Source organism: Halococcus sp. IIIV-5B, from assembly GCF_003602035.1.
Lineage (GTDB): Archaea > Halobacteriota > Halobacteria > Halobacteriales > Halococcaceae > Halococcus > Halococcus salsus.
The window spans coordinates 242,398-262,466 of the sequence record NZ_QZWE01000001.1 but is presented as its reverse complement, the minus strand read 5'-3'; the positions used below and the strand labels follow the sequence as shown (position 1 = coordinate 262,466).

At 56.2% G+C, this 20,069-nt stretch carries 18 protein-coding genes; 13 read left to right on the top strand and 5 right to left on the bottom strand.

The features are described 5' to 3' along the window. Positions 1-33 precede the first annotated feature (33 nt). Together D3261_RS01175 and D3261_RS20215 are read right to left on the bottom strand one after the other, a co-directional pair. Positions 34-1,062, bottom strand: coding sequence for a glycosyltransferase family 2 protein (locus D3261_RS01175; protein WP_120067887.1), 1,029 nt, complete (start codon positions 1,060-1,062; stop codon positions 34-36). A 413-nt stretch (positions 1,063-1,475) separates the two neighbouring features. Next, positions 1,476-1,628 carry a hypothetical protein gene (locus D3261_RS20215; protein ID WP_199693855.1) on the bottom strand — a complete coding sequence of 51 codons (153 nt, stop codon included), beginning with the start codon at positions 1,626-1,628 and terminating at the stop codon, positions 1,476-1,478. A gap of 322 nt (positions 1,629-1,950) precedes the next feature. Here D3261_RS20215 and D3261_RS01170 point away from each other — a divergent pair, with 322 nt between their 5' ends. Beyond that, a complete protein-coding gene (locus D3261_RS01170; RefSeq protein ID WP_120067885.1) occupies positions 1,951-3,615 on the top strand; it encodes a sodium/phosphate symporter in 1,665 nt (554 codons plus the stop codon). A gap of 379 nt (positions 3,616-3,994) precedes the next feature. Here D3261_RS01170 and D3261_RS01165 read toward each other — a convergent pair whose 3' ends face one another. Next, positions 3,995-4,342 (bottom strand): NAD(P)-binding protein, encoded by a 348-nt coding sequence (locus tag D3261_RS01165; RefSeq protein ID WP_199693853.1) that lies wholly within the window; start codon positions 4,340-4,342, stop codon positions 3,995-3,997. Positions 4,343-5,901: 1,559 nt separating this feature from the next. Between D3261_RS01165 and D3261_RS19490 the strand changes: the two genes are divergently transcribed. Continuing rightward, the gene (locus D3261_RS19490; protein ID WP_147464861.1) at positions 5,902-6,153 is read left to right on the top strand and encodes a hypothetical protein; all 252 of its coding nucleotides are present in this window, start codon (positions 5,902-5,904) and stop codon (positions 6,151-6,153) included. 638 nt (positions 6,154-6,791) lie between these two features. Here D3261_RS19490 and D3261_RS01160 read toward each other — a convergent pair. Together D3261_RS01160 and D3261_RS01155 are read right to left on the bottom strand one after the other, a co-directional pair. After that, positions 6,792-7,253, bottom strand: coding sequence for a pyridoxamine 5'-phosphate oxidase family protein (locus tag D3261_RS01160; protein WP_120067883.1), 462 nt, complete (start codon positions 7,251-7,253; stop codon positions 6,792-6,794). Positions 7,254-7,342: 89 nt separating this feature from the next. Beyond that, positions 7,343-8,323, bottom strand: a complete 981-nt coding sequence (locus tag D3261_RS01155) for an ArsA family ATPase (RefSeq protein ID WP_120067881.1) — start codon at positions 8,321-8,323, stop codon at positions 7,343-7,345. A 187-nt stretch (positions 8,324-8,510) separates the two neighbouring features. Here D3261_RS01155 and D3261_RS01150 point away from each other — a divergent pair, with 187 nt between their 5' ends. From D3261_RS01150 to D3261_RS01105, 11 genes are all read left to right on the top strand, one after another. After that, positions 8,511-9,131, top strand: coding sequence for a helix-turn-helix domain-containing protein (locus D3261_RS01150; protein ID WP_120067879.1), 621 nt, complete (start codon positions 8,511-8,513; stop codon positions 9,129-9,131). Between the two features lie 218 nt (positions 9,132-9,349). Continuing rightward, complete coding sequence (locus D3261_RS19875) at positions 9,350-9,511, top strand: hypothetical protein (protein ID WP_158589316.1); 162 nt, start codon at positions 9,350-9,352, stop codon at positions 9,509-9,511. After that, positions 9,508-10,740: an ABC transporter substrate-binding protein gene (locus D3261_RS01145; RefSeq protein ID WP_120067877.1), complete on the top strand. Its 1,233-nt coding sequence runs from the start codon at positions 9,508-9,510 to the stop codon at positions 10,738-10,740. Before D3261_RS19875 ends, D3261_RS01145 begins: the two co-directional genes overlap by 4 nt. After that, complete coding sequence (locus D3261_RS01140) at positions 10,737-11,648, top strand: carbohydrate ABC transporter permease (protein WP_120067875.1); 912 nt, start codon at positions 10,737-10,739, stop codon at positions 11,646-11,648. Before D3261_RS01145 ends, D3261_RS01140 begins: the two co-directional genes overlap by 4 nt. Further along, positions 11,649-12,521 (top strand): carbohydrate ABC transporter permease, encoded by an 873-nt coding sequence (locus tag D3261_RS01135; protein WP_120067873.1) that lies wholly within the window; start codon positions 11,649-11,651, stop codon positions 12,519-12,521. A gap of 6 nt (positions 12,522-12,527) precedes the next feature. Further along, complete coding sequence (locus tag D3261_RS01130) at positions 12,528-13,616, top strand: ABC transporter ATP-binding protein (protein ID WP_120067871.1); 1,089 nt, start codon at positions 12,528-12,530, stop codon at positions 13,614-13,616. A gap of 2 nt (positions 13,617-13,618) precedes the next feature. Then, complete coding sequence (locus D3261_RS01125; RefSeq protein WP_120067870.1) at positions 13,619-14,818, top strand: CaiB/BaiF CoA-transferase family protein; 1,200 nt, start codon at positions 13,619-13,621, stop codon at positions 14,816-14,818. Continuing rightward, a complete protein-coding gene (locus tag D3261_RS01120; RefSeq protein WP_120067868.1) occupies positions 14,819-15,913 on the top strand; it encodes a LeuA family protein in 1,095 nt (364 codons plus the stop codon). Positions 15,914-16,498: 585 nt separating this feature from the next. Further along, positions 16,499-17,926, top strand: coding sequence for a sulfatase (locus D3261_RS01115; RefSeq protein ID WP_120067866.1), 1,428 nt, complete (start codon positions 16,499-16,501; stop codon positions 17,924-17,926). Continuing rightward, positions 17,927-18,352 carry a GtrA family protein gene (locus D3261_RS01110; protein WP_120067864.1) on the top strand — a complete coding sequence of 142 codons (426 nt, stop codon included), beginning with the start codon at positions 17,927-17,929 and terminating at the stop codon, positions 18,350-18,352. It abuts the gene before it with no gap. Positions 18,353-18,942: 590 nt separating this feature from the next. Beyond that, positions 18,943-19,842, top strand: coding sequence for an SDR family NAD(P)-dependent oxidoreductase (locus tag D3261_RS01105; protein ID WP_120067862.1), 900 nt, complete (start codon positions 18,943-18,945; stop codon positions 19,840-19,842). The last annotated feature ends 227 nt before the right edge of the window (positions 19,843-20,069 follow it).

The window sequence follows — 20,069 nt, the reverse complement described above, 5'->3', positions numbered from 1 at the left end:
CTCCCGCTCGGTAGACTGGCTCTCACTGGCTGTTTATCGTATCCACGTCGTTAGTATCGTACGCGTGAGCCCGACCGCGTAGCCGAGGCGTGGCTTCTTCGTCTCGCCGGCCTGTCGCTTCTCGATGGTGATCGGGATCTCCTTCAACCGAAGCCCGTTCTTTCGAGCCTCGATGATCAGCTCCGGCGCACTGAACCGTTCTTCGGTCAGGAGCAGCTTGTCGAGGTCCGACCCACGAATCGCCCGGAAACCGTTCGTACAGTCCGTGATCGAGGATTTCGTGAGCACGTTTATCATGGCCGTGAAGGCCCGGATACCCGACCGTCGAAGGAGGTGATTCCCGGAGCGGTCCGTTCCCTTGTGCCGCGACCCCATGACGTAGTCCGCCTCGTCGTCGACGACCGGGCTCACCAACGCCTCCAGTTCGTCGACTGGATGCTGTCCATCGCCATCCATGGTGACGACGATGGACGCGCCCTGCTTCTTCGCGATCTCGAAACCCGTCCGCAGCGCTCCACCCTGGCCCTGATTCAATGGGTGCTCGACCACAACGACACCATCATCCCGAGCGCGAACTGCCGTATCGTCCGCCGACCCATCAGAGACGACGACCGGTTGCACCAGGTGACCCCACACTTTCTCGGGGAGCGAACTGACGACGTCCCTGATCGTCTCCTCTTCGTTGTACGCCGGGATCACGATGCTAAGGATGTCCTCCCCACCGTCCGCGATGGCCGCGTCCGCCTGGTCGACCGACAGGCTCCGCGTGAGGTCGTTGACCCTCGTGCGAGTGTTCCTGATCAGGGATACCAAGTAAAGCACACAGCCGATGAGCCCGATGTTCGCGAGCAAGGAAATAGTCACGTACCGTCTACGTATGTTCAGGGCGTTCCCGACCCAGTCATACACCGTCGGAACGAATGCGATCGCGAAGAGCGCTATCGCGGCCACTACCGCGATGAGTAGTTCACTTTTGCTGAATCGGGATCGATAGCGCTCGAAACCCCAAAGAAGTATTCCAAGCGCAACTATCCCGAGCAGAAGAGTTAACGGTAGGTTCATTTGCCCCCTGTGTCATACCCTGTGTATAGTTCCATCAACTACCGTTCCCCGTCCAAAATCCACTTGTTCGGAGAGGAAATAATACTACCGGTTCCGGTAGATTATATATCCCAAAAACACTCAGTGTCAGTCCTCATACCGCAGTTGTACTATTCCGAAATCTAATTTCATATTGTTCAATATATGATGAAATATAGCTGCCGGACGAACGCCCGCGATACCAGCAACGGAAGTCATGAAGATACGCGGTGAGAGGTCAGACGGACCATGACCAGCTCCAGATTTCTGCTAACCTCTCGGAGTTTTGGAAGAGGATCAGTGTGGGGAGATCAACCTATCGGATGCCATCATCGCCTCTCGGTCGCCAATAGGGCCGCCAATCCTATTGGTTCGACGAACCGATCCGCACTCGCTCACCCATCGCGGTGCTCGGAGAGGTGCTCCCAGACTTCCGTACACCCACAGCCATCGGCGACCCCGTCCAGATGTGCATCAACCGCCTCCTGTTCTCGCTCCTCGTCCGCCTCTCCCCCAGTCTCCCCATCCGCGTTTGATTCTACGACCATAGTTACTCAGTTTCTGAGTAACTTGTATAGACACACACCTATAAACTTTGCTTCTATGTCACTACCCCGAAATCAAAACACCGGGATCAACATCCCATACAGCCGAACCAGACCGATACGATATTTCGGGAGCCCGAGAGCGCCAGTATCCTTCGAAGAGCCAACACACCACAGTTAAGCGGAGTGGCCGTATGGTATTCAGCATAGAGGAATAGAGTAACTGTGGACCGTTTTGCAATTATCGACCGGCGATCGACGGCTCACGTGAACCACTACCGTTCCATCCTCAACGATTCTCAGAGAGCGCGACCTCTCTACTAGAATGAGTCGAAAACAGCAGTACTTGGTCGTCGTTCTCGCCGTTTTCGCGGTGGCGCTCGGGATGCGGACGCTGACGCTGCACTGGAGCCCATACCCGGCGACGACCGACGGGTTCGGTTATGCGGCTCTCGCGCGGGATACGCTCGCGACCGGTTCCATCCCGCTGGATCAGTTCCGTGCCGACAACTTCGTCTTCGCCAACGAACTGGCGATGCTCAGTGCCGTCGTAGACATGAGACCCGTAAAGACGGCGCAACTGCTCATCGCCGTCCTCGGAGCCGGCTCCTGTCTCACGGCCGTCGCCATCGTCCGCCGTCTCGGTGTAGGACTCAGTCTTCCCAGTCGAAAGGTCCGGTATGCGGCCGTTCTCGCCGGGCTGGGGCTCGCCGTCGAAGGGCTCTACCTCAGACGAACCGGTGTCGCCGACGAGGAGGCGATCGGCATCCTGCTCGTCCCACTGCTCGCGATCGCGGTTCACAGAGCCGTCCGAACGCGGCGAGCAGCCTGGCTCGCGACGACCATCGTGCTCACCGTCACGTTCCCCCTCGTCCACACCTTCAGTACGCTCATTGCGGCTCTCACGATCCTCGGCGTCCTCACGACACAGATCCTCCGTGCTCCAACCACCCGCATCGCCACGGTCGGTATCGCGCTCGTCGGTGGGTTCTGGGGCTACTTTGCGCTCTACTATAATGTCGCTGCTCGATTCGGGCTCACGGTCCCCTACGTCGGTCGAGTGGCGGCCTATCCGGGACTGTTCGTCGCCTGGCTCATCGTTCTCGTGGTCGGTATCCTCTGGCTTCGCTCGACCAGCCAGCGCCTTCAGCGAACGATCCTCATTGGTGCTATCGGGTTCGGATACACCGTTCTGGTCGCGAACGTCTTCCTCCCGATATTCCCGGGAACCGTAACGACACCGCTTCCGATCTTGGTGCTCGTACTCGTCTTTCTCGTCCCCGCGGCACTGGCGAGCTATGGGCTTCCGCTGGCCGCGACCGATCCCCGGGACGGGGCCGTCGTCGTCGCACTCCTCGTCGCTCCGATTGCCGAGGTCTTCTTCGCGCTCACCGCGTCGCTGACCCCCGAATTCTTCGGCACGGTGATGCGAGCCCAGACGTTCGTTCATCTCCCGCTGTTCGTCCTCGCCTCACTGACCGCGGCAGGTGGCCTCCACGCTTACTCCCAAGGACGAATATCGAAACCAAGTCGTCACTCCATCCAAGTAACCCTCGGCACCGTATTAGTGGCGAGTGCAGCCGTGACGGCTCCGTTGGCGTTCGTCGATCTCGATACGCTCTCCTATCCAAGCACCACCACCCCCGAGGAGTTCGATGGCACGACGTTCGCCACGAACCACGTCCCCGGCCAGTGGACGACCGAGCACTCCCTTTGGAAGGTCGGAATCCTCTACTACCCGACTCGAACACAGGTATCGTACACGCCCGTCGCGAACTGGCTAAACGATGGGCCGCAGCCGAGATGTCCGGTCCTCTCCGCCGAGTCGTGGACCACCACGGGAGCTCACCTCTTCCCGAGCGCCCCGGAGACGATATCCGACGCCCGATATCACGAGTGGCTCAGCAGCCACAACTTGGTATACACCACGACCGGTCGGAATCCGTTGTCGTTGACAGTTCCGACGGGCAGAGCCTCGTCGGGATGCTAAGGGTGCCGAAGATATGACGAGTATAGCGTTTGTGGATGTGAGAACCATCTCTAACGCTGATAGCAGCTATGAGACGGCGGAGGAATCGAATGCGAAGGAGACCACAGCATAGAGGACGTCATGTCAACTGAGACTCTAAGAAGGCACGTTTTATTTCATAAGGTTAAGACGAGGCTGGAGTATCCTATGGATTGTGGCTATCTGGCAGTAGATTTGTGACTCTACTCGCCGTTGATGGCTGATTTCTATACTATATTCTTCTTTGACCCCATTTGTCAATGAAGTATGACTTATTTTCTCCTCGATGTTTATTTGGTCAAACTGCGTTGAAACTCGTTCACCCGCCGCTGTCTCGATGCTCCACGTTGCTTTGGACCCATCATAAAATAGCTGACCTTGATTCTGTATCGAACGTGATATCGCCCCGAAGGTCCAACCGATCGGCGACGAATCGAAGATATTCAAGGGCTTCAGGCTGTTCAGGGTAGCGCTCGCTCCACTCCCATTCCTCGTGTAACTCATCCACAAACGAATAGCAGTAGATGTGGCTCTCGCTGTCACAGCGTGCACCAGGATACCGGTTCCAGTACCACGTTCCCCTGACGTCATTGGCTTTCTCGTGGACGCGAAGGGACAAGCCCTGCTCGCAGAGACGGTGGAGCATACACAGTCCAGAGAAGCCGGCTCCGATCACGATGGCGTCAACATCACAGCTGTCATCGATCACATTCGTGTTCCTGTCAGTAATTGACACGGGTGAGCACTATTTACAGTGAGGTGGTGGCTATGAGTAAGTCTCAGGCCAGCTATGACGGGCAATCTATTGCCTGAGGTACCGACATCGCTCATGTGTAGTAGATTGTTGGCGGCGACTGGGTTGCTCAATCCGGATTTGAGAAGGTGCGTCCGAGCCGCTGAATCTAGCAGATCGGTTCCGATGGAGCCACCATTCAGTTACCGAAATCACCCGACTGCTCTCCACCGATAATGCACTTCATAAGAGCGCACTGGCACAAGATCCCCATCCTCGAGTCGACCGAAGCGTCGCTTCACCCTCTTATTGAGAGCGACCCGATCCCCCGACTCAACATTACCTCCGTGGTATTGGATCTTATCTCCGAACGTCAACCGTGTTCGTCGAGTCCTCCTCATCAGTATATGATATCTATAAAGTATCTTACCCCAACCTGTCTATGTTGGCTTCGTTGATTTCCATGGTCCCCGATTCTGGCTCACCCACTTAACTATCCCCGCCCGTTCAGACCGGTACGCGATGTACCGGTATGGATTGTACCGGTATACATTGGCCACATCTGACCCGGTACGATAGCATACCGGTATGTTGGCCCGATTTGTGCTATACCGGTATGCCGCATGCCGGTATGATAGGCCCCCTGTTGTACCGGGTCCATACCGGGACGCCGCCGCCCGACAACTATAGAGGGGGGGCAAGAGGGGTTTGCCCGATATGGGGCCTCAGTCAACCAGTGATACGGTGTGCGCCAGTGCACCCCGCGGCGCCTGCCTGACCGGATCTCCGCACACCGAAACATCGAGACAATGATGGCCCGGTGGACCGTGCCGATGCAACCATGCACTCCGACCTGTGACACGAAAGTCATCAGCCACACTACCTCTCTGCGATGTGGTAGAACACAGAACAGACAGGCCCATGGATCTACCTCGCGACGGATGGTACCCTCCCCGGAGCTGAGGTGGCCATGCAGATGCCGCAATGAGCGACGGGTAGCTTCACCGGCGATGCACACCGCAGGTGACCTCCGAGAAGCGGATACCGATGCAGGGCGACTCCGGGTGCGGAGTGCAGCGAAATGATGCAGGCCAACGACGAGCGTGTCCCGACCCCGTGCGCCGCAGGGGGGCGGAAAGTGATTGGCATGGACAGCGCAGCGGCGATGCGGTGTCCGCCGAGCGGCGAGCAGCGAACCCCCGAACCCCCGGGAGCGAACCCCGGGGGCGCCAGCCCAGAGGGGTGAGCGGCAAGCGGGGTGCGGCGGGGTGAGCGGCGCAGTCCCGAGGCGGTCATCTGCCGTGTCCGAAGCGGAGGCGTCGATGGAATCACGGTCTCCGAGCGAATTCCCGATACGAGGGGTGGAGACCATTGGCCATCAAATGGGTATCGATGAGCGTCGCGTACTCGAGGCCGACGACGAGCAGCGGCATTCATCGAGGTATCATCATCCGTGCCGACTCCGGAACGGGTATGAGACATGTTCGGATGTTCATTGGGAGGCGTCTAACGGCGAGAACCGAGCCGTGCCGTGTATGGCTTCACTGTTCGGCCAAGCGGGGAACCGTGATCCGCCAGCGTTCGATTTCAGTCGACCCGTCGTACATCCCTTTGAACGCCTGCTCGCCGCGAATCAATTCGTCGATACCTTCGGTGACAGCCTCCCCGCCCTACTACTCGTCTCGCGGCTCGCGCTTGAGGGCGGGACTTCTTGTTTCGGCGACGTGGTTTGCAGCGGCCGGACGAAAAGCGCCCGCTGTAGGGACCGCGATCTCCGTAGGCAGTGATTCGGCACTGCTCGTATCTACTTTCTCAATACCACGAGAAGGGATGTTTCACGAGGCGTTCTCGTCTCTATCGGCGGTGAAGCCACACTCATGCAATCCGATGGCGTTCGGCAAGCTATTCGGTTATTGAGGGTTCTCGAGACGAATGAATATCGAAAAGACGGCGTTTCCGGTCAAATTATCCGCTCTCTACACCGCCGTTTCCAGTGGGTATGGGGAGAGTGCCGTTTCCAGTCGAAGTGATGATGTGTGACACACTGACTTGCTTCCACCCGAAACCGGTAGATTGAACGCGAACATCACTCTCTGACTCCCCGGTTAACTGCTGTATGTCGCTTCGAATTCGCGTTCGCGGCGCATGAGTTCCACGACATCGTGTTTGAGAATTAGTTTGCCCATCTCACTGATGGACGGGCGCGGGTCTGAAATCACTTCGGGATTCCTGTCTCACCCTTTGAAACCCCACTCCGTGTTTCTCGTCATCAGAAACGGGAGCCGGATCTTTCGCTTCGTTGTGAACTAATTGGTTGGTGGTAGCTTTCAACAGTCGTACTGAATACGGAAGCTGCGTTTCACGACACAGCAGTGTTGGTAGAGACGACGAATATTCGATAGCAGACCCGTATACAGGAACGAGATCACGAGGTGGTGTTGCCGAATTCTTGCATTCGGTTGGCATAGTCCCAGCTATGCATCTTGTCAGGGGAAATTCGGATACGGACTTCCTCGCGGTCGTCGCTCAACAGCCACTTCGCGAGGTCGGACTTGGTGTCCTCGAGGTATCGTTCGATGAGGGCCTGAAGTGTTGTCTTTGAATCGTCGGACGAGATCGTGGCACTTCCGTTCCCTCTGACACCGCGATACGGCGGGTGATTCGTCGAGACATCGAACGCTACCTTGGAGTCGCGCTTGAGAAATCGTACCAGCTGTGAGTTCGCCCCGGTTGCACACTCAAATGAACCATTCTGATACTGATACCACAACGCGACCATCCATAGCGAACCATCCCCTCGTTGGGTTGCAATGCGAATCGGAATCCGCGATTTCTGTAAAAAATCTTCGAGTCGGGTTTCGGACCAAGCACCAGTAATGGTGGTCATAGTAGTCTCTACGGAGTCAAGCGAGAAAAGTAGACCTCAAGTATGCATTATCAGCGCTGGATTTGCCGGTGCTCTCGGCATGTGTGCATTCACCTCTTCTGTGTCCCCGCGAACAAGGACGACCCAAACTCCGAAAGCGTATCGAGGCCCTGTGCTTCGCCCGCGAGCCGCGGAACACTCACCACGGCGTGCTCGAAGCGTTCGTCGATCTCCCGGAGCCGTCGTGCGTGCCGCTCCGCGTCGCGCTGGCACCGCTCGCACGGACAGTCCTCGGCGTTCTCAAAGACCCTGTTCGCAACGAGGGAATCGACCGGTATCGAGAGCTCATCGAGTTGGGCGACGAGGCGCTCCGCCTCGGCGATGGCCATCCGTTCGGGCGTAAGCACAACGCGGAATCGGGTTCGTTCCGGATCCCGGAGGAGGTCCCCCACCATGGTAATTCGATCACGAAGCGAGCCCACTTCGTCAGTCTCATCTCCGGCCCCCCAGTACGCCGCTGGACCGAACACCATGCTTCGGGCCGCCGTCGCCGTTCGTTTGACGCGCTGTTGGACTTCGCCTGCCACGCCCAGCGTTTCCGAGAGTACGGCTGGGAGGTCGAGCAATCGGAGTGTATGCCCGGTCGGAGCCGTATCGAACACCACACAATCGTACTCCGCTTCGGCGTACTGGGCGAAATATTCGAGTGCAGCCACCTCGTCCCCACCTGGGATCAAACCCGCCCTGAAGAGACGCTCTAAGTCATCGTCTCCGAGTCGGAGGCCCGCACTCCGGAATTCACCTGCGAGCGCTTCGATAACCCGGCGATAGGCTTCCTGTCCGGCCTCGGCATCAACCTCAAGCGCGCACAGCGAATCAGTCACCGCCGTTGGCTCGCCACTGAGATCGCATTCGAGTGAATCGCCAAGTGAATGGGCGGGATCGGTCGAGATGACGAGTGCAGTCGTCTCCGGTTTGATCGAGCGTGCGAGCGCATGTGCGGCCGCACAGGTGGTCTTCCCGACCCCGCCTTTCCCACCGTAGAGCACGAGATCGGGCGACTGTTGACCGCTCGTTTCGGAAGGGTTCATGAGGGGTGGGGGGCTACGAGCTTCGATGGCACAAACCCATGGTCCTCAGCCATTCTGGCCCACTGGTGTATCGCAAGCTTGAGCATCATACTTCGTGCCGCCACAGCGCTTTGACCATTACCTCTTCTAGTGACCCCGTCACAGAGTTGCCGCAACTTTGATGCTTGACAAAGATAGATCGTCAACAATGTTCAGTGTGAAGATTCACATCGAGCTGAATAGCGATTTCGTACTCAGCGAGATGGAGCAGTTCAAAGAGGAGCCATTCTCCGTCTACTACTTTGAAACATTCAATGAAAATATGATTAAGTTCGTGGTTGATGCTGGCCGGTATCGAGAGGAAGCAGCCAAACTGCTGGACCGGGATGAGAGCGTCCGATCAGTTGAACTAGTATCTGAGACACTGCTCCTTATTACCAAGAAATCATCCGGAATAATTCCAGTAATTCGGAGAAATCATGGCCTGTTCCAGAATGTGAACCAGTTTAAAGTCCACACACGAATGTTCGAGATCGTCGTTTTCGAGAGGGATGACCTCAAAGATATCATCGCTGATCTCCGGCAACTGGGTGATATCAACGTTCGTCAACTGACCCCTATTGAGGGCCCTGCGGCACTGCTCTCTTCACGTCAGCAGGAGGTGATTTCACTCGCGCATGCCCAAGGATACTTCGACTGGCCTCGGGACACCGAATTAGAGCCTCTTGCTGAGCAATTAGATATTTCACACACAACGTTCCTTGAGCATCTCCGAAAAGCCGAGGCCAAAATCCTCGATGAGACGCTGAAATCCGATTCACCAGCGTAACCGCCCCAATCAATGGCAGCGGTTCGGGTGGATACCGACCTCACAGATTGGTAGACATAGTATACTCCGCTCATACTCGTTCTACCGTTCTCCTGCTGCGGATCGAGGTGATGAATCCCAGTAGTATCGACGTCATGGGATCCCCATAGCCACTTAAAGAGCCCTCAACTGTAGGTGGTAGGAGTAAGTTCTAACACCTTAATTAGTGTATATGGGTAATGGTAGCAGACGTCAACAAGGAAAGACGCGACGACACCTCCTCCGGGCAACTGGTGGGGCGCTCGGTGTCGGCCTTGCTGGATGCATCGGTGGAAGCGGGAACGCCGGTCGAAACCAAAACGGAAGCAACGGGACTAGCGAAAGCAGTGGAAGCAATGTGAGCCAGAACGGCAGCGCAAACAATCAAGGAGGGGCCAATAACAAAGTCACATTTCTCAACGACCGTTCTGCTCGGGATGTATGGGACGCTGCCGCCCAGGAGTTCAACTCCAACTCCGACTACACCGTAGAGATCACCTGGCTCCCGAAGGGGACATCGATGAACGAGCAGGTGGCGAAAATGCAGTCCGCGGGGAACCTCCCAGCTCTGATTTTCGAGACATCTGCTGACTGCTATACCGAAACGCTCGAAGGACTCACTGCACCGCTAACCGGTGTCGTAGATGAGTTAGGGGTTGAGGATCCGGTTCGGGTCGACGGTGAATCATATCTCGTGCCCGTTGTGGCCTCACCACTGATGATGATGTATCGCTCGGATGTTGTTCAGGGCAATCCCCGCACCCGCAGTGAGTGGCTCGCGGAAGCCGAACGTATCCAAAACGAAGAAGACCAGTCGCCATACGTCGTCCCATCCGGTCGCACGAACGCCGCCACGACACATATGAATCAGACGCTCTGGAACGGCGGCGTCAACCCATACAGCGGTACGGGCAACAATATCGAGATCGTCCTCGATAACGATGACAACCGAAAGAAGGCCATTGCGACCATGGAGTGGCTGCAAAATATCAACGAGTTCGGACCACAGGCGAGTGGGTGGGATTGGAGTGATTGCAGCAACGCGTTGATCCAAGAACAGCTCGTGGGATGGGCTGGACTCGGACTGGGCATTCAAGAGCTACAGGCGAATCGTCCGGACCTCGTCTCGAAGTTCAAACCAGCACCCTACCCAACGGTACAGGGTCAGGATCCCACACAGTGGTGGGCGTACTTCGAAGGTATCTATTCGTACAAGGGGGCGAACAACGTTGAAGGTGGGAGAGAGTTCCTGAAGTTCTTCTTGGAATCCGATTACTACTTTGACTACCTTCGGCAGACTGCGCCGTTCAGCTTCCCGACCTCGCTTGAGGCGATCCAAGACAAGCGGTACGCGAACGCGGAGATTTACGACACTCTCCCTGCCTTTCTCGAACTCGTTGAGAACAACTGGGACTCGATGGCGTCCGTTCTCAACACTGGCGATGACGGGGCACCGAACGCTGTCGCAGCCCAAGCGTACAGTCAACAGCTATTCGGTCAGGCTGCAGACCAACTCCTCTACGGCGGGAAGTCACCGGCTGGGACCGTTGATTGGCTCACGAAGCAGCTTCGCTCGATCGCACAGCAATGAGCGTTGTCGAGCGCTCCCGGAATCTGGTAAGCGATACCGATAGAAGTCGACTCGTCGTTTTTGCACTGCTTTCACCGTTGGCGCTGTTTTTCGGTGTGCTCTGGTTCGTCCCGATGGTGTATTCGATCTGGGCGAGCCTGTTCGCGAACCCGCTCGGCGCGGCGGAGTTCGTTGGCTTAGGAAACTACGTCACGCTCGTTACGAGCAGCGAGTTCTTCGCGTTTCTCTGGAACAGCGTCTTCTTCGCGATAAGCACGACCGTCCTCTGTTTGGTCGTGGGATTGCTGTTTGCGCTCGTCGTCAACAGAACGCTGCGCGGCGGAGGAATCTTGCGGACGCTAATGATATTTCCGTATCTGCTCCCGACGGTCGTCGTCGTGTTCCTCTGGCAGTTCTTGCTCGATCAAAATTTGGGACTGGTGAATCGAGTGCTGGTCGATACCGGGCTCATCGCTGCCCCGATCGCGTTTTTCGGTGATGCGTCGCTTGCGATGCCGAGCATCATCACCGCTAGCGTGTGGAAATGGGGTTCGTTCGCGTTTTTCATCATCTTGGCGAACCTGCAGGCGATCCCTGATGAGTACTTTGAGCGTGCGCAGGTTCAGGGCGCTTCCCAGTGGCAGCAGTTCCGCGACATCATGTTCCCACACCTTCGTGGTGCAATTCTGCTGATCATCCTGGTTCGTGGTATCTGGATGTTCAACAAGTTCGACATTATCTGGCTGACAACGCGTGGCGGACCCGCGGAAGCAACGACGACGCTCCCGATCTGGGTCTACGATCTCTCGATTCGGCTCGGCAACTTCGGCCAGGGAACGGCCCTCGCCATCATCATGTTCGTGTTGCTATCGATAGTTGGCGTCGTCTATTTCGTCGCCTTGAATCCCGAACAGGAGGTGGCTGAGTAGATGTTCGAAGGAGTATTCGGTGGTCCTGGCGGACTCGTTCCGAACACTGTTCAAAAGCGACTCTCCACCGTCGGGCTCTACCTCATCGCTATACTCGTCACGATATTCGTTTTGACGCCGCTGTACCTAATGGTCGTAGTGGCCATCCAATCGCCACAGACTTTGTTCAGTGGTGGTGATCTGACCCTGATACCGCCGACAGTCTCCCTGGAGAACTTCAGAACTCTCATCAATGGGACACCCACGGTAACCTACTTCGTCAACAGCATCATTATCACTGGGGCGTCCGTCCTGCTTTCGACGGTGCTGGCGGTTGTCTCAGGGTACAGCCTCACTCGATACGACATCTCCGGAAAGTCGCTGATCGCTCGCATCGTACTCTTTAGTTACATGGTAAGTCCGATCGTCCTCGCAGTGCCGCTGTACGTGATATTCTTCAAGATCGGCCTGCTGAACCAGTATATCTCGGCGATCCTAGCCGTGACGGCCATCTCCGCACCCTTCTCGATCTGGTTGATGTGGCAGTACTTCCAGAACATCCCGATCGCCTACGAGGAGTCCGCTTGGACCCGAGGCGCAAGTCGCTGGCGAGCGGTACGCGACGTGATCCTGCCGCTCGCTCGCCCTGGTTACATCTCAGTCGCGATCTTCTCGTTTGCCGTTGCCTGGAACGACTACGCGATGGTGCGAGTAGTGCTGAACGACCAAGCGCTGTACCCGCTGACGGTTGGCTCCGAGCTGATCTTCCAGGAGGTGTTCGTCGGCTGGGGCGAACAGATGTCGATGATGCTGATAATGAGTCTGCCGCCCTTCCTCGTTGCGGCGTTTCTCCAGAACTACCTGCTGCAGGGCTTCAATCTCGGTCACGGGTGATTACCAATGGCAAAAGAAATCAAACTCGACGGCGTCACGAAGGAATTCGGGAGTATCGTTGCCGTAGAAGACGTCTCGCTCACGATCCCGGAAGGTGAGTTCGTTACGCTTGTCGGGCCATCCGGGTCCGGAAAGACGACGCTCTTGCGAATGATCGCCGGACTCGAATCACCGACGAGTGGTACTATCAGCTTCGGTGGCAAGGATCTGACCACTGCCCCTCCTCAGGATCGTCCGCTCTCGATGGTATTCCAAAACATTGCGCTTTACCCGCATATGACCTGTCGGGAGAACATCGGGTACGGGCTGAAGATACACGGGGTTCCCGTTGAAGAACGAAACGAACGGATCGAAGAAGCGGCACAGAGCCTGCAAATCGAGGACCAACTCGATAAGTCGCCGTCCGAACTCTCCGGTGGCCAGCAACAGCGGGTTGCGATCGGGCGTGCGTTCGTTGAGGACCCTGAAGTACTGCTGTTGGATGAGCCGATGAGTGACCTTGACGCGAAGCTTAAAGAGACGCTCCGGGTTGAATTCCAACGGCTCCATCACGAACTCGATGCAACGTTTGTCTACGTCACTCACGACCAAAACGAGGCGATGACGATGAGCGACAAGATCGCGGTGATGAACGAAGGACGGGTAGCACAGTTCGACTCACCCGAATCCATTTTCCATGATCCGGTCTCGAGACACGTTTCAACGTTTATCGGAACTCCTTCCACGAACGTTCTCGCTGTGGATGTTAACGATGGAGTCGGGCGCGTCGAATCGACGACCCTACCCTTGCCGAACTCTACCAGTTCTGAGGATCAGGTATTGCTCGGGGTGCGACCCCAGTATCTCACGGTCGGTGGCGGCGACCTCGAATTTGACGTGACTGTTGACGTGATCGAACCGCTCGGGATAGACTATGTGGTCCATACCACCTCACTCGACGGTGACAACCAGGTCAACGTGGTTACCGATTCGGTTGATGAGTTGGCCGTCGGTGATGTCATCACGATCGGTGCAGCGCTGGAGAACGTCCACTTGTTCAGATCGAGCGGCGAACGAATTCGGCGACCGAAACCAGACGGTGTGGAGGCAGAATAAGGATGACAGACACAGATACCCCACTGGCAGGCCTTGAGGTTCTCGACCTCTCGACGATGGTCAGCGGTGGCTTCACGACCGTCATGCTCGCCGATTTCGGTGCTGAGGTGCTCTCGGTTGAACATCCGGATTACAACGACCCGGTACGTGATTGGTCTCCGGATGCCGGTGGTGATTCGTTTTACTGGAAGAATCTCGGACGGAACAAGAAGCATATCTCGTTGGATCTGAGCACGGAGAAAGGTCAAGAGTTGGCACGCTCGCTTGCAGCGGATGTCGACATCGTTGTCGAAAACTTCCGCCCAGGGACGATGGAGCGCTGGAATCTTGGATACGATTCGCTCAGCGAGCGGAACGAGAGCCTCGTCATGGTGCGTCTCTCCGGATACGGGCAGACTGGCCCGAGAGCAACGAAACCGGGATTCGGCACGATCGCCGAATCCCTTTCTACTTTTTCGCACATCAATGGATTCGGGGAGAGCCCACCACTCTCGCCTCCGATTCCGCTGGCGGACCTCACTGCCGGGATGTTCGCCGTTCAGGGTGCGATGTTCGCACTCTACGCTCGCGACAATGGTGGACAGTCCGGGCAGGTGATCGACGTCAGTCTCTTCGAACCACTGTTTCGGTTGATGATCGGCGACGTCGAAGCCTACGATACCAACGGTGTCGTCCCTACTCGAACCGGTAATCGAGACGTTCGATCCTCACCACGGAACCTCTATGAAACAGCGGATGGATACATTGCGCTGTCCGCCTCTTCACAGAACATTTTCGAGAACGTGATGGCGGGCATTGGTCGATCCGACCTCGTCGATGACCCACGGTTCCGGACGAATGCCGACCGGGTTGAACACGCGGATGCTATCGATCGCGTGATCGGAGAGTGGTGTCGCGAGCACTCAACCGACGAAGCGATTGCGAAAATGGAGAGTGCTGGTGCAGTGGTCGGGCCGGTATACGACATTGCGGATACGTTCGCTGATGCTCAATACCAAGCTCGTGATGACATGCTCTCGGTGCCCGATGAACAACTCGGTGACGTGGCGACGCATGCACCGGTGCCAAAACTCTCCGAGACGCCGGGCGAGGTTAGACACCTTGGCGGTGAGCACGGCCAACACAACCGAGCAGTCTACCGTGAGCGACTCGGATTAACCAAAGAGGAGTACCAACAGCTTCGAAGTGAGGAGGTGATCTGAGTGGAGTTGACGGATGTAACCGTTCGTGAAGCAGCTCAGATGCCTGGCCGTTCATATTCGGTCGACCAACGCGTCCAAGCCGCCAAAGCTATCGATCGCTTGAGCGTCACACGGATCCAACCGGCATTTCCGGCTGCCGGGGACCGAGAACAGGCTGTGGTACGTGAACTGACTGGAGCCGTCGATGCAGATATTGTAGCGATTGCCAGAGCCGTCTCAGCAGACGTAGAAGCAGCTCTCGACGCAAACGCGGAGTTCATCGAAGTGTTCGTCCCGGTTTCGGAGCATCACCTCAATCATGACCTGAAAAAGTCGTTCGAAAGCGTCCTCGCGATGATAGACGACGCCATCGAAACAGGACGTGCTCAAGGTGCCGATGTCCAGCTGATGATTCTCGATGGGTTTCGGACATCTGAGGACAGATTGAACGCTGTCTTCGAGCGATACGATGCTCTCCCGATGATCGGGCTCGCGGATACGGTCGGATGTCGGTCACCCAAAACCGTTGGTGAGACACTCAGTTCCCTCTCCGAACAGTTCGACCTGGGAAGAGTCAGTGTTCATTTCCACAATGACCTCGGGGTCGGGACAGCAAACGTCATGAAGGCCTATGAATGCGGCGTCAAAAACGCTGACGTGAGCATTGGGGGGTTGGGTGAGCGTGTTGGCAATCCCTCGCTTGAGGAGGTGATCGCGCTCAGTGCGCTCGAATATGGGGATCCATTCGACGTCAACCATGAATCGCTTATTCCTGTGGCAGAGGAAGCAATGGACTTCCTCGACGAGAGCATCGCTGCTCGAAAACCGATTCTTGGATCGGCAGCGACGACTCACGAAGCCGGTATCCACACAGCTGCTATGCTTGACGAGCCGGGATTGTTCGAGCCGTTTGACCCTGCCATGTTTGGCGGCGAGCGTACACTTGTATTTGGTGAGGGGACGGGCCGTAGTGGTGGAGCGAAAATCTTGCGAGCTGCCGGCGTGGAGCCGACTGACGGCGTCGTAAGGCGCTATCTTGATGCACTCGCCGCAGACGGTCCGATGGATAAAACTGCAGCGCTACAACTCGCAGAGCAAATAGAGAACGTGAGATAACCACCTTTTGTGGCCAGTTGATGCCTGAGGCCGTATTTGCTGTAAGCATCACTGCTGAGAACGTTGATTGCGTCAGCAACACCCCACGAATTCTGTTTCGGATACCGTATCTCGTGATCATACCGCTGCTCCCCCAATGCCCGCTAAATGGCTTCGATTCACCCACAAATCTGGGGATAAAATTGCGCGACTAACGAACGGTCTCCACAACTGCTAATGCAGGAATGACCCGCAATTCATCTCAAGTTCCATCCGCTGCCGGATGTGTCCGACAGCCTCAACCAAGGGACTCCGATACCATGCTCGGTAGAAGTAAGTATGGACATACCTGAAATATCGAGATATGGCCGCACGTTGCAGGCTCTCTACGTTCCATCAGTTTCCTGCTCGTCGGAGCATCTACTGATGACATTCAATGTACAGCTGCCCTCAGTGGGCAGGTTCTCGCTTCATTCTGGTAGTGAGAACAGATGTGGTGGGGGGAGGGAATTCGCCGTCGCGAATCGAAACGGTGAAACTCCAGCCTTACTGACCGATCGTTAGTTTACCTTCCCTAAACGTGTGTCAACACGGTTCATTCTTACTATGGTTTCCACTCAGATATCGAACGTGGTACTCGTCACGGTCGACTCGCTCCGGGCGGACGCACTCGGTGCCTACAACGACGAATGGAACACCCCGGTCATGGATTCTCTCGCCGAAAGCGGGACCGTATTCGATCGCGCCCTTGCAACTGGGAACTGGACCCCATTCTCGTTCCCCTCGATCCTCGCTTCCAAATCGGTATTCGCCGATTCGGGGGAGATCGGCGTCGGCGGTGTGCCGACGCTTGCAGCGACGTTGTCCGACGCCGGTATCTCGACCGGGGGATTCAACGCCGCGAACGGATTTCTCACCTCACACTGGGAATACGATGACGGCTTCGACGAATTCGAACCGTTCGTCGCCAATGTCGGTTCAAATGTCTACAGTCGCTATCTCGCAACACATCCGACGGTTGAGGCATGGCTCCAGCTGGTAACGTCACCGGCCCGGCGTCTGAGTGCGTGGCTTCAGGGAAAGACCGACGACAGACCATTCTTGGACACGTCCCGGATGTTCGATGTCGAACATGCTGCAATGTCGTTTCTCAAGGGGACGAAATCGCCATTCTTCCTTTGGGTTCACTACATGGACACGCACACACCGTACGTCCCCGCACCACGATACATCCGTGAGGTATCGGATGACCTGTTTGGCACCCAACGATTGCTGCACGCTCACGCTCGGACCGGGCTGGGTCTGAACGTCGGCGACCAGACGCTCACTGACCTCCGGGCACTCTATCAGGCAGCCGCCCGCCAGGTCGACGCCAGTATCGGACGGCTTCTGGAGACGCTCTCAGCGACCGGCACCGGAGACGAAACGGCCGTTGTCCTCGCCGGTGACCACGGTGAGGAGTTCCAAGAGCACGGTCACCTCGCCCACTACCCGAAACTGTACGACGAACTGATCCGGGTCCCGTTCATCGTAGATGTGCCGGGCACTGAGAGCCGCCGGATCAGTGGACAAGTCGATCTCGGTGCTATTCCACCGACAGTAGCCGATCTGCTGGATGTCGAATTGCCCCCGGAGTGGGAGGGAGAGACGCTTGCTCCGAGCGTGTTACACGGCGACTCGTCCCCCACCGAGCCCGTTGTCTCCGTGACCGTCCGCAGTGAGGAGATCACCGCTCAACCAATCCCCCGTTCGCTCAACGACGGCGACCTGCTCGTAAGCGTCCGGGATCGCGACTGGACGTATGTCGAAAATATCGATGCGGGTGATATCGAACTCTACTACCAACCAACCGATCCAACGGAGCACGACGACCTCTCGAGGGACCCAACGGTAGACCAACAGCAGGTGATCGAGCGGTTCAGCGCCATCGCCAACGAACACGCGGCCGCCCTCCGAAACCATGACCGACAGCCATCCAACGGGTCTATCGATAACGATTTAGAGGCTCGCCTATCAGCGCTCGGCTATCAATAGATGACGGTCCGCTTGTTTCTCCGGAATCTCGTCGACGAACACTTTTCCCCACGACTGTGTCGGTTCGCCGTCGTCGGTACCTTCACTGCTGGCGTTCAGATGGTTCTCCTGTGGCTGCTCGTTGATGAAGGCGGTCTGAACTATTTGTTTGGCGCTACTCTTGCTATCGAGATTACGATCGTTCTCTCATACGTGCTCAACAACGCTTGGACGTTCCGAGCCTCGCGTAATACCGGATGGGCCGAGTATCTCGTCGGACTTGCCAAAACGAACCTGGTCCGCGGAACAGCGATCCCGATCCAGTTGACTGTTCTCTTCGTACTCGTCGAATTGGGCGGCCTCCCGTATCTACTGGGGAACGCGTTCGCGATCCTCTTCAGCGGGGTCTACAGGTATATCCTTGATAAGCGGTGGACTTGGGGATGAACAAGCGCACTCCAATCTCTCATATCGATTCCGGCCGAAGACCGCTACAAACCCATAGCCTACTGAACAATCTAACGCCGTAGATGACTCTTGAGTTTGTTTCGATTTTTCTTGTTGATATTTTAACACATTTACATAATCTCTCGACAAGGCGTTCAAAGCTTCAGCATGCGTGCTTTGACTGACTCGTGGCTACCGAAGAGCACCTACCCTCTCGGTTAGCCAGAGCCAGACCGCGTACCCACAAAACGCACGCCTATTTCCACGGCTCTGCTCACGTCTACGGGGTGCTACACCCGGCTTTCGCAAGCAGAAGGCATAGGATGGTTTTGCAATCTCAAACCACTTTACTGTTGATCCACCCCGCCTTCATGACTGAATTGGCCTTTCAACCACTCCCTGTTAGTAGCTAGATGGTTGCTGACCTCTTGTCAGTGATAATGTATGTGTTCTCACAGCTGAAAACCACCACCACACACCAAATAACGTGTTTGAAATTGCAAATCAACTATTTTCTTCAATAGCCGTCAGCTCTCTCAGTCCTCAATGGACCCACTACAGGTAAGTGCTCAAGCATCAAGGAACGATCAATGCTTGACAACACAGTTCAAATAGTCTGTGGAGCGGGTGGTGGAATCGGCGAGGAAACAGCTGTCGCAATGGCAAAACACGGCGCGACGGTCGTGGTGAATGACCTTGGGGTTGATGTCAGCGGTGAGGGTACCGACACCAAACCTGCTCAAGAAACCGTCGATCGTATCGAGGCTACGGGTGGTGAAGCAATAGCTCACTACGGTGATGTAACGGAGCTTGACTATACGGAAACCCTCGTAGCGAACACAATTGAGAAGTTCGGCGCTGTCCACGGAATCATCAACTATGCCGGTATTCTCCGGGATTCGATGGTGTTCAACATGGACGAAGATGAATGGGATGCAGTAATCAACGTTCATCTAAAAGGACACTTCTCGATTGTCCGAGCAGTGTCGGCACATTGGCGTGCGCGATTCAAATCCGAAGATGGATTTGACCGACAACGTTCGCTTACTTGCGTTTCGAGCGGTGTCACCGCTGGCAATCCCGGTCAGGCAAACTACTCAGCGGCGAAGGCGGGCATCCTCGGTTTAATGCGTACATCGGCACGTGAACTCCACCAATATGACGTGCGAACGAACGCGCTCTGGCCAACGGCACTAACCCGAATGACTGAGGATTTGCCGGCAATGGTCGGTGTCGAGAAAGAGACTATGGGCCCACAATTAGTCTCGGGGGCGCCGGTTTTTCTTGCTAGCGAGAGTGCCCGGGATGTCAACGGTATCACGCTCGCTATCGCTGGCGGTAACCTCGCGATCGTCTCCGACCCCGGGCGTGAACAATATCTGTCGAAGAACGTTGGAACGGAGGGCGGCTGGACTGCCACCGAGATCGACGAGCACTGGGAGAAACTCACCGAAGGAATCGAAACAATGCGAATGAGCCCGGGTTATTAAAAGACCAAATTCTCGTCGTTTGTAGAAGCGATGTCGAGTAGCTTCATCTTCGGCTTTTCGTGCTTTTCTTTTGGTTCCTCCAATGACTCTCCTATCTGGTTAGGAGTAGAGCCATTTCGCGCTTGCTCTTGGCGGCGTGAGTTACACGTACCTGTTGTTCATCTGGTCCTGTCTTGTATTCAAGGTCGCCGATGACCTTTCCTCAAAGAGCGCGACTGAAGGCGGCG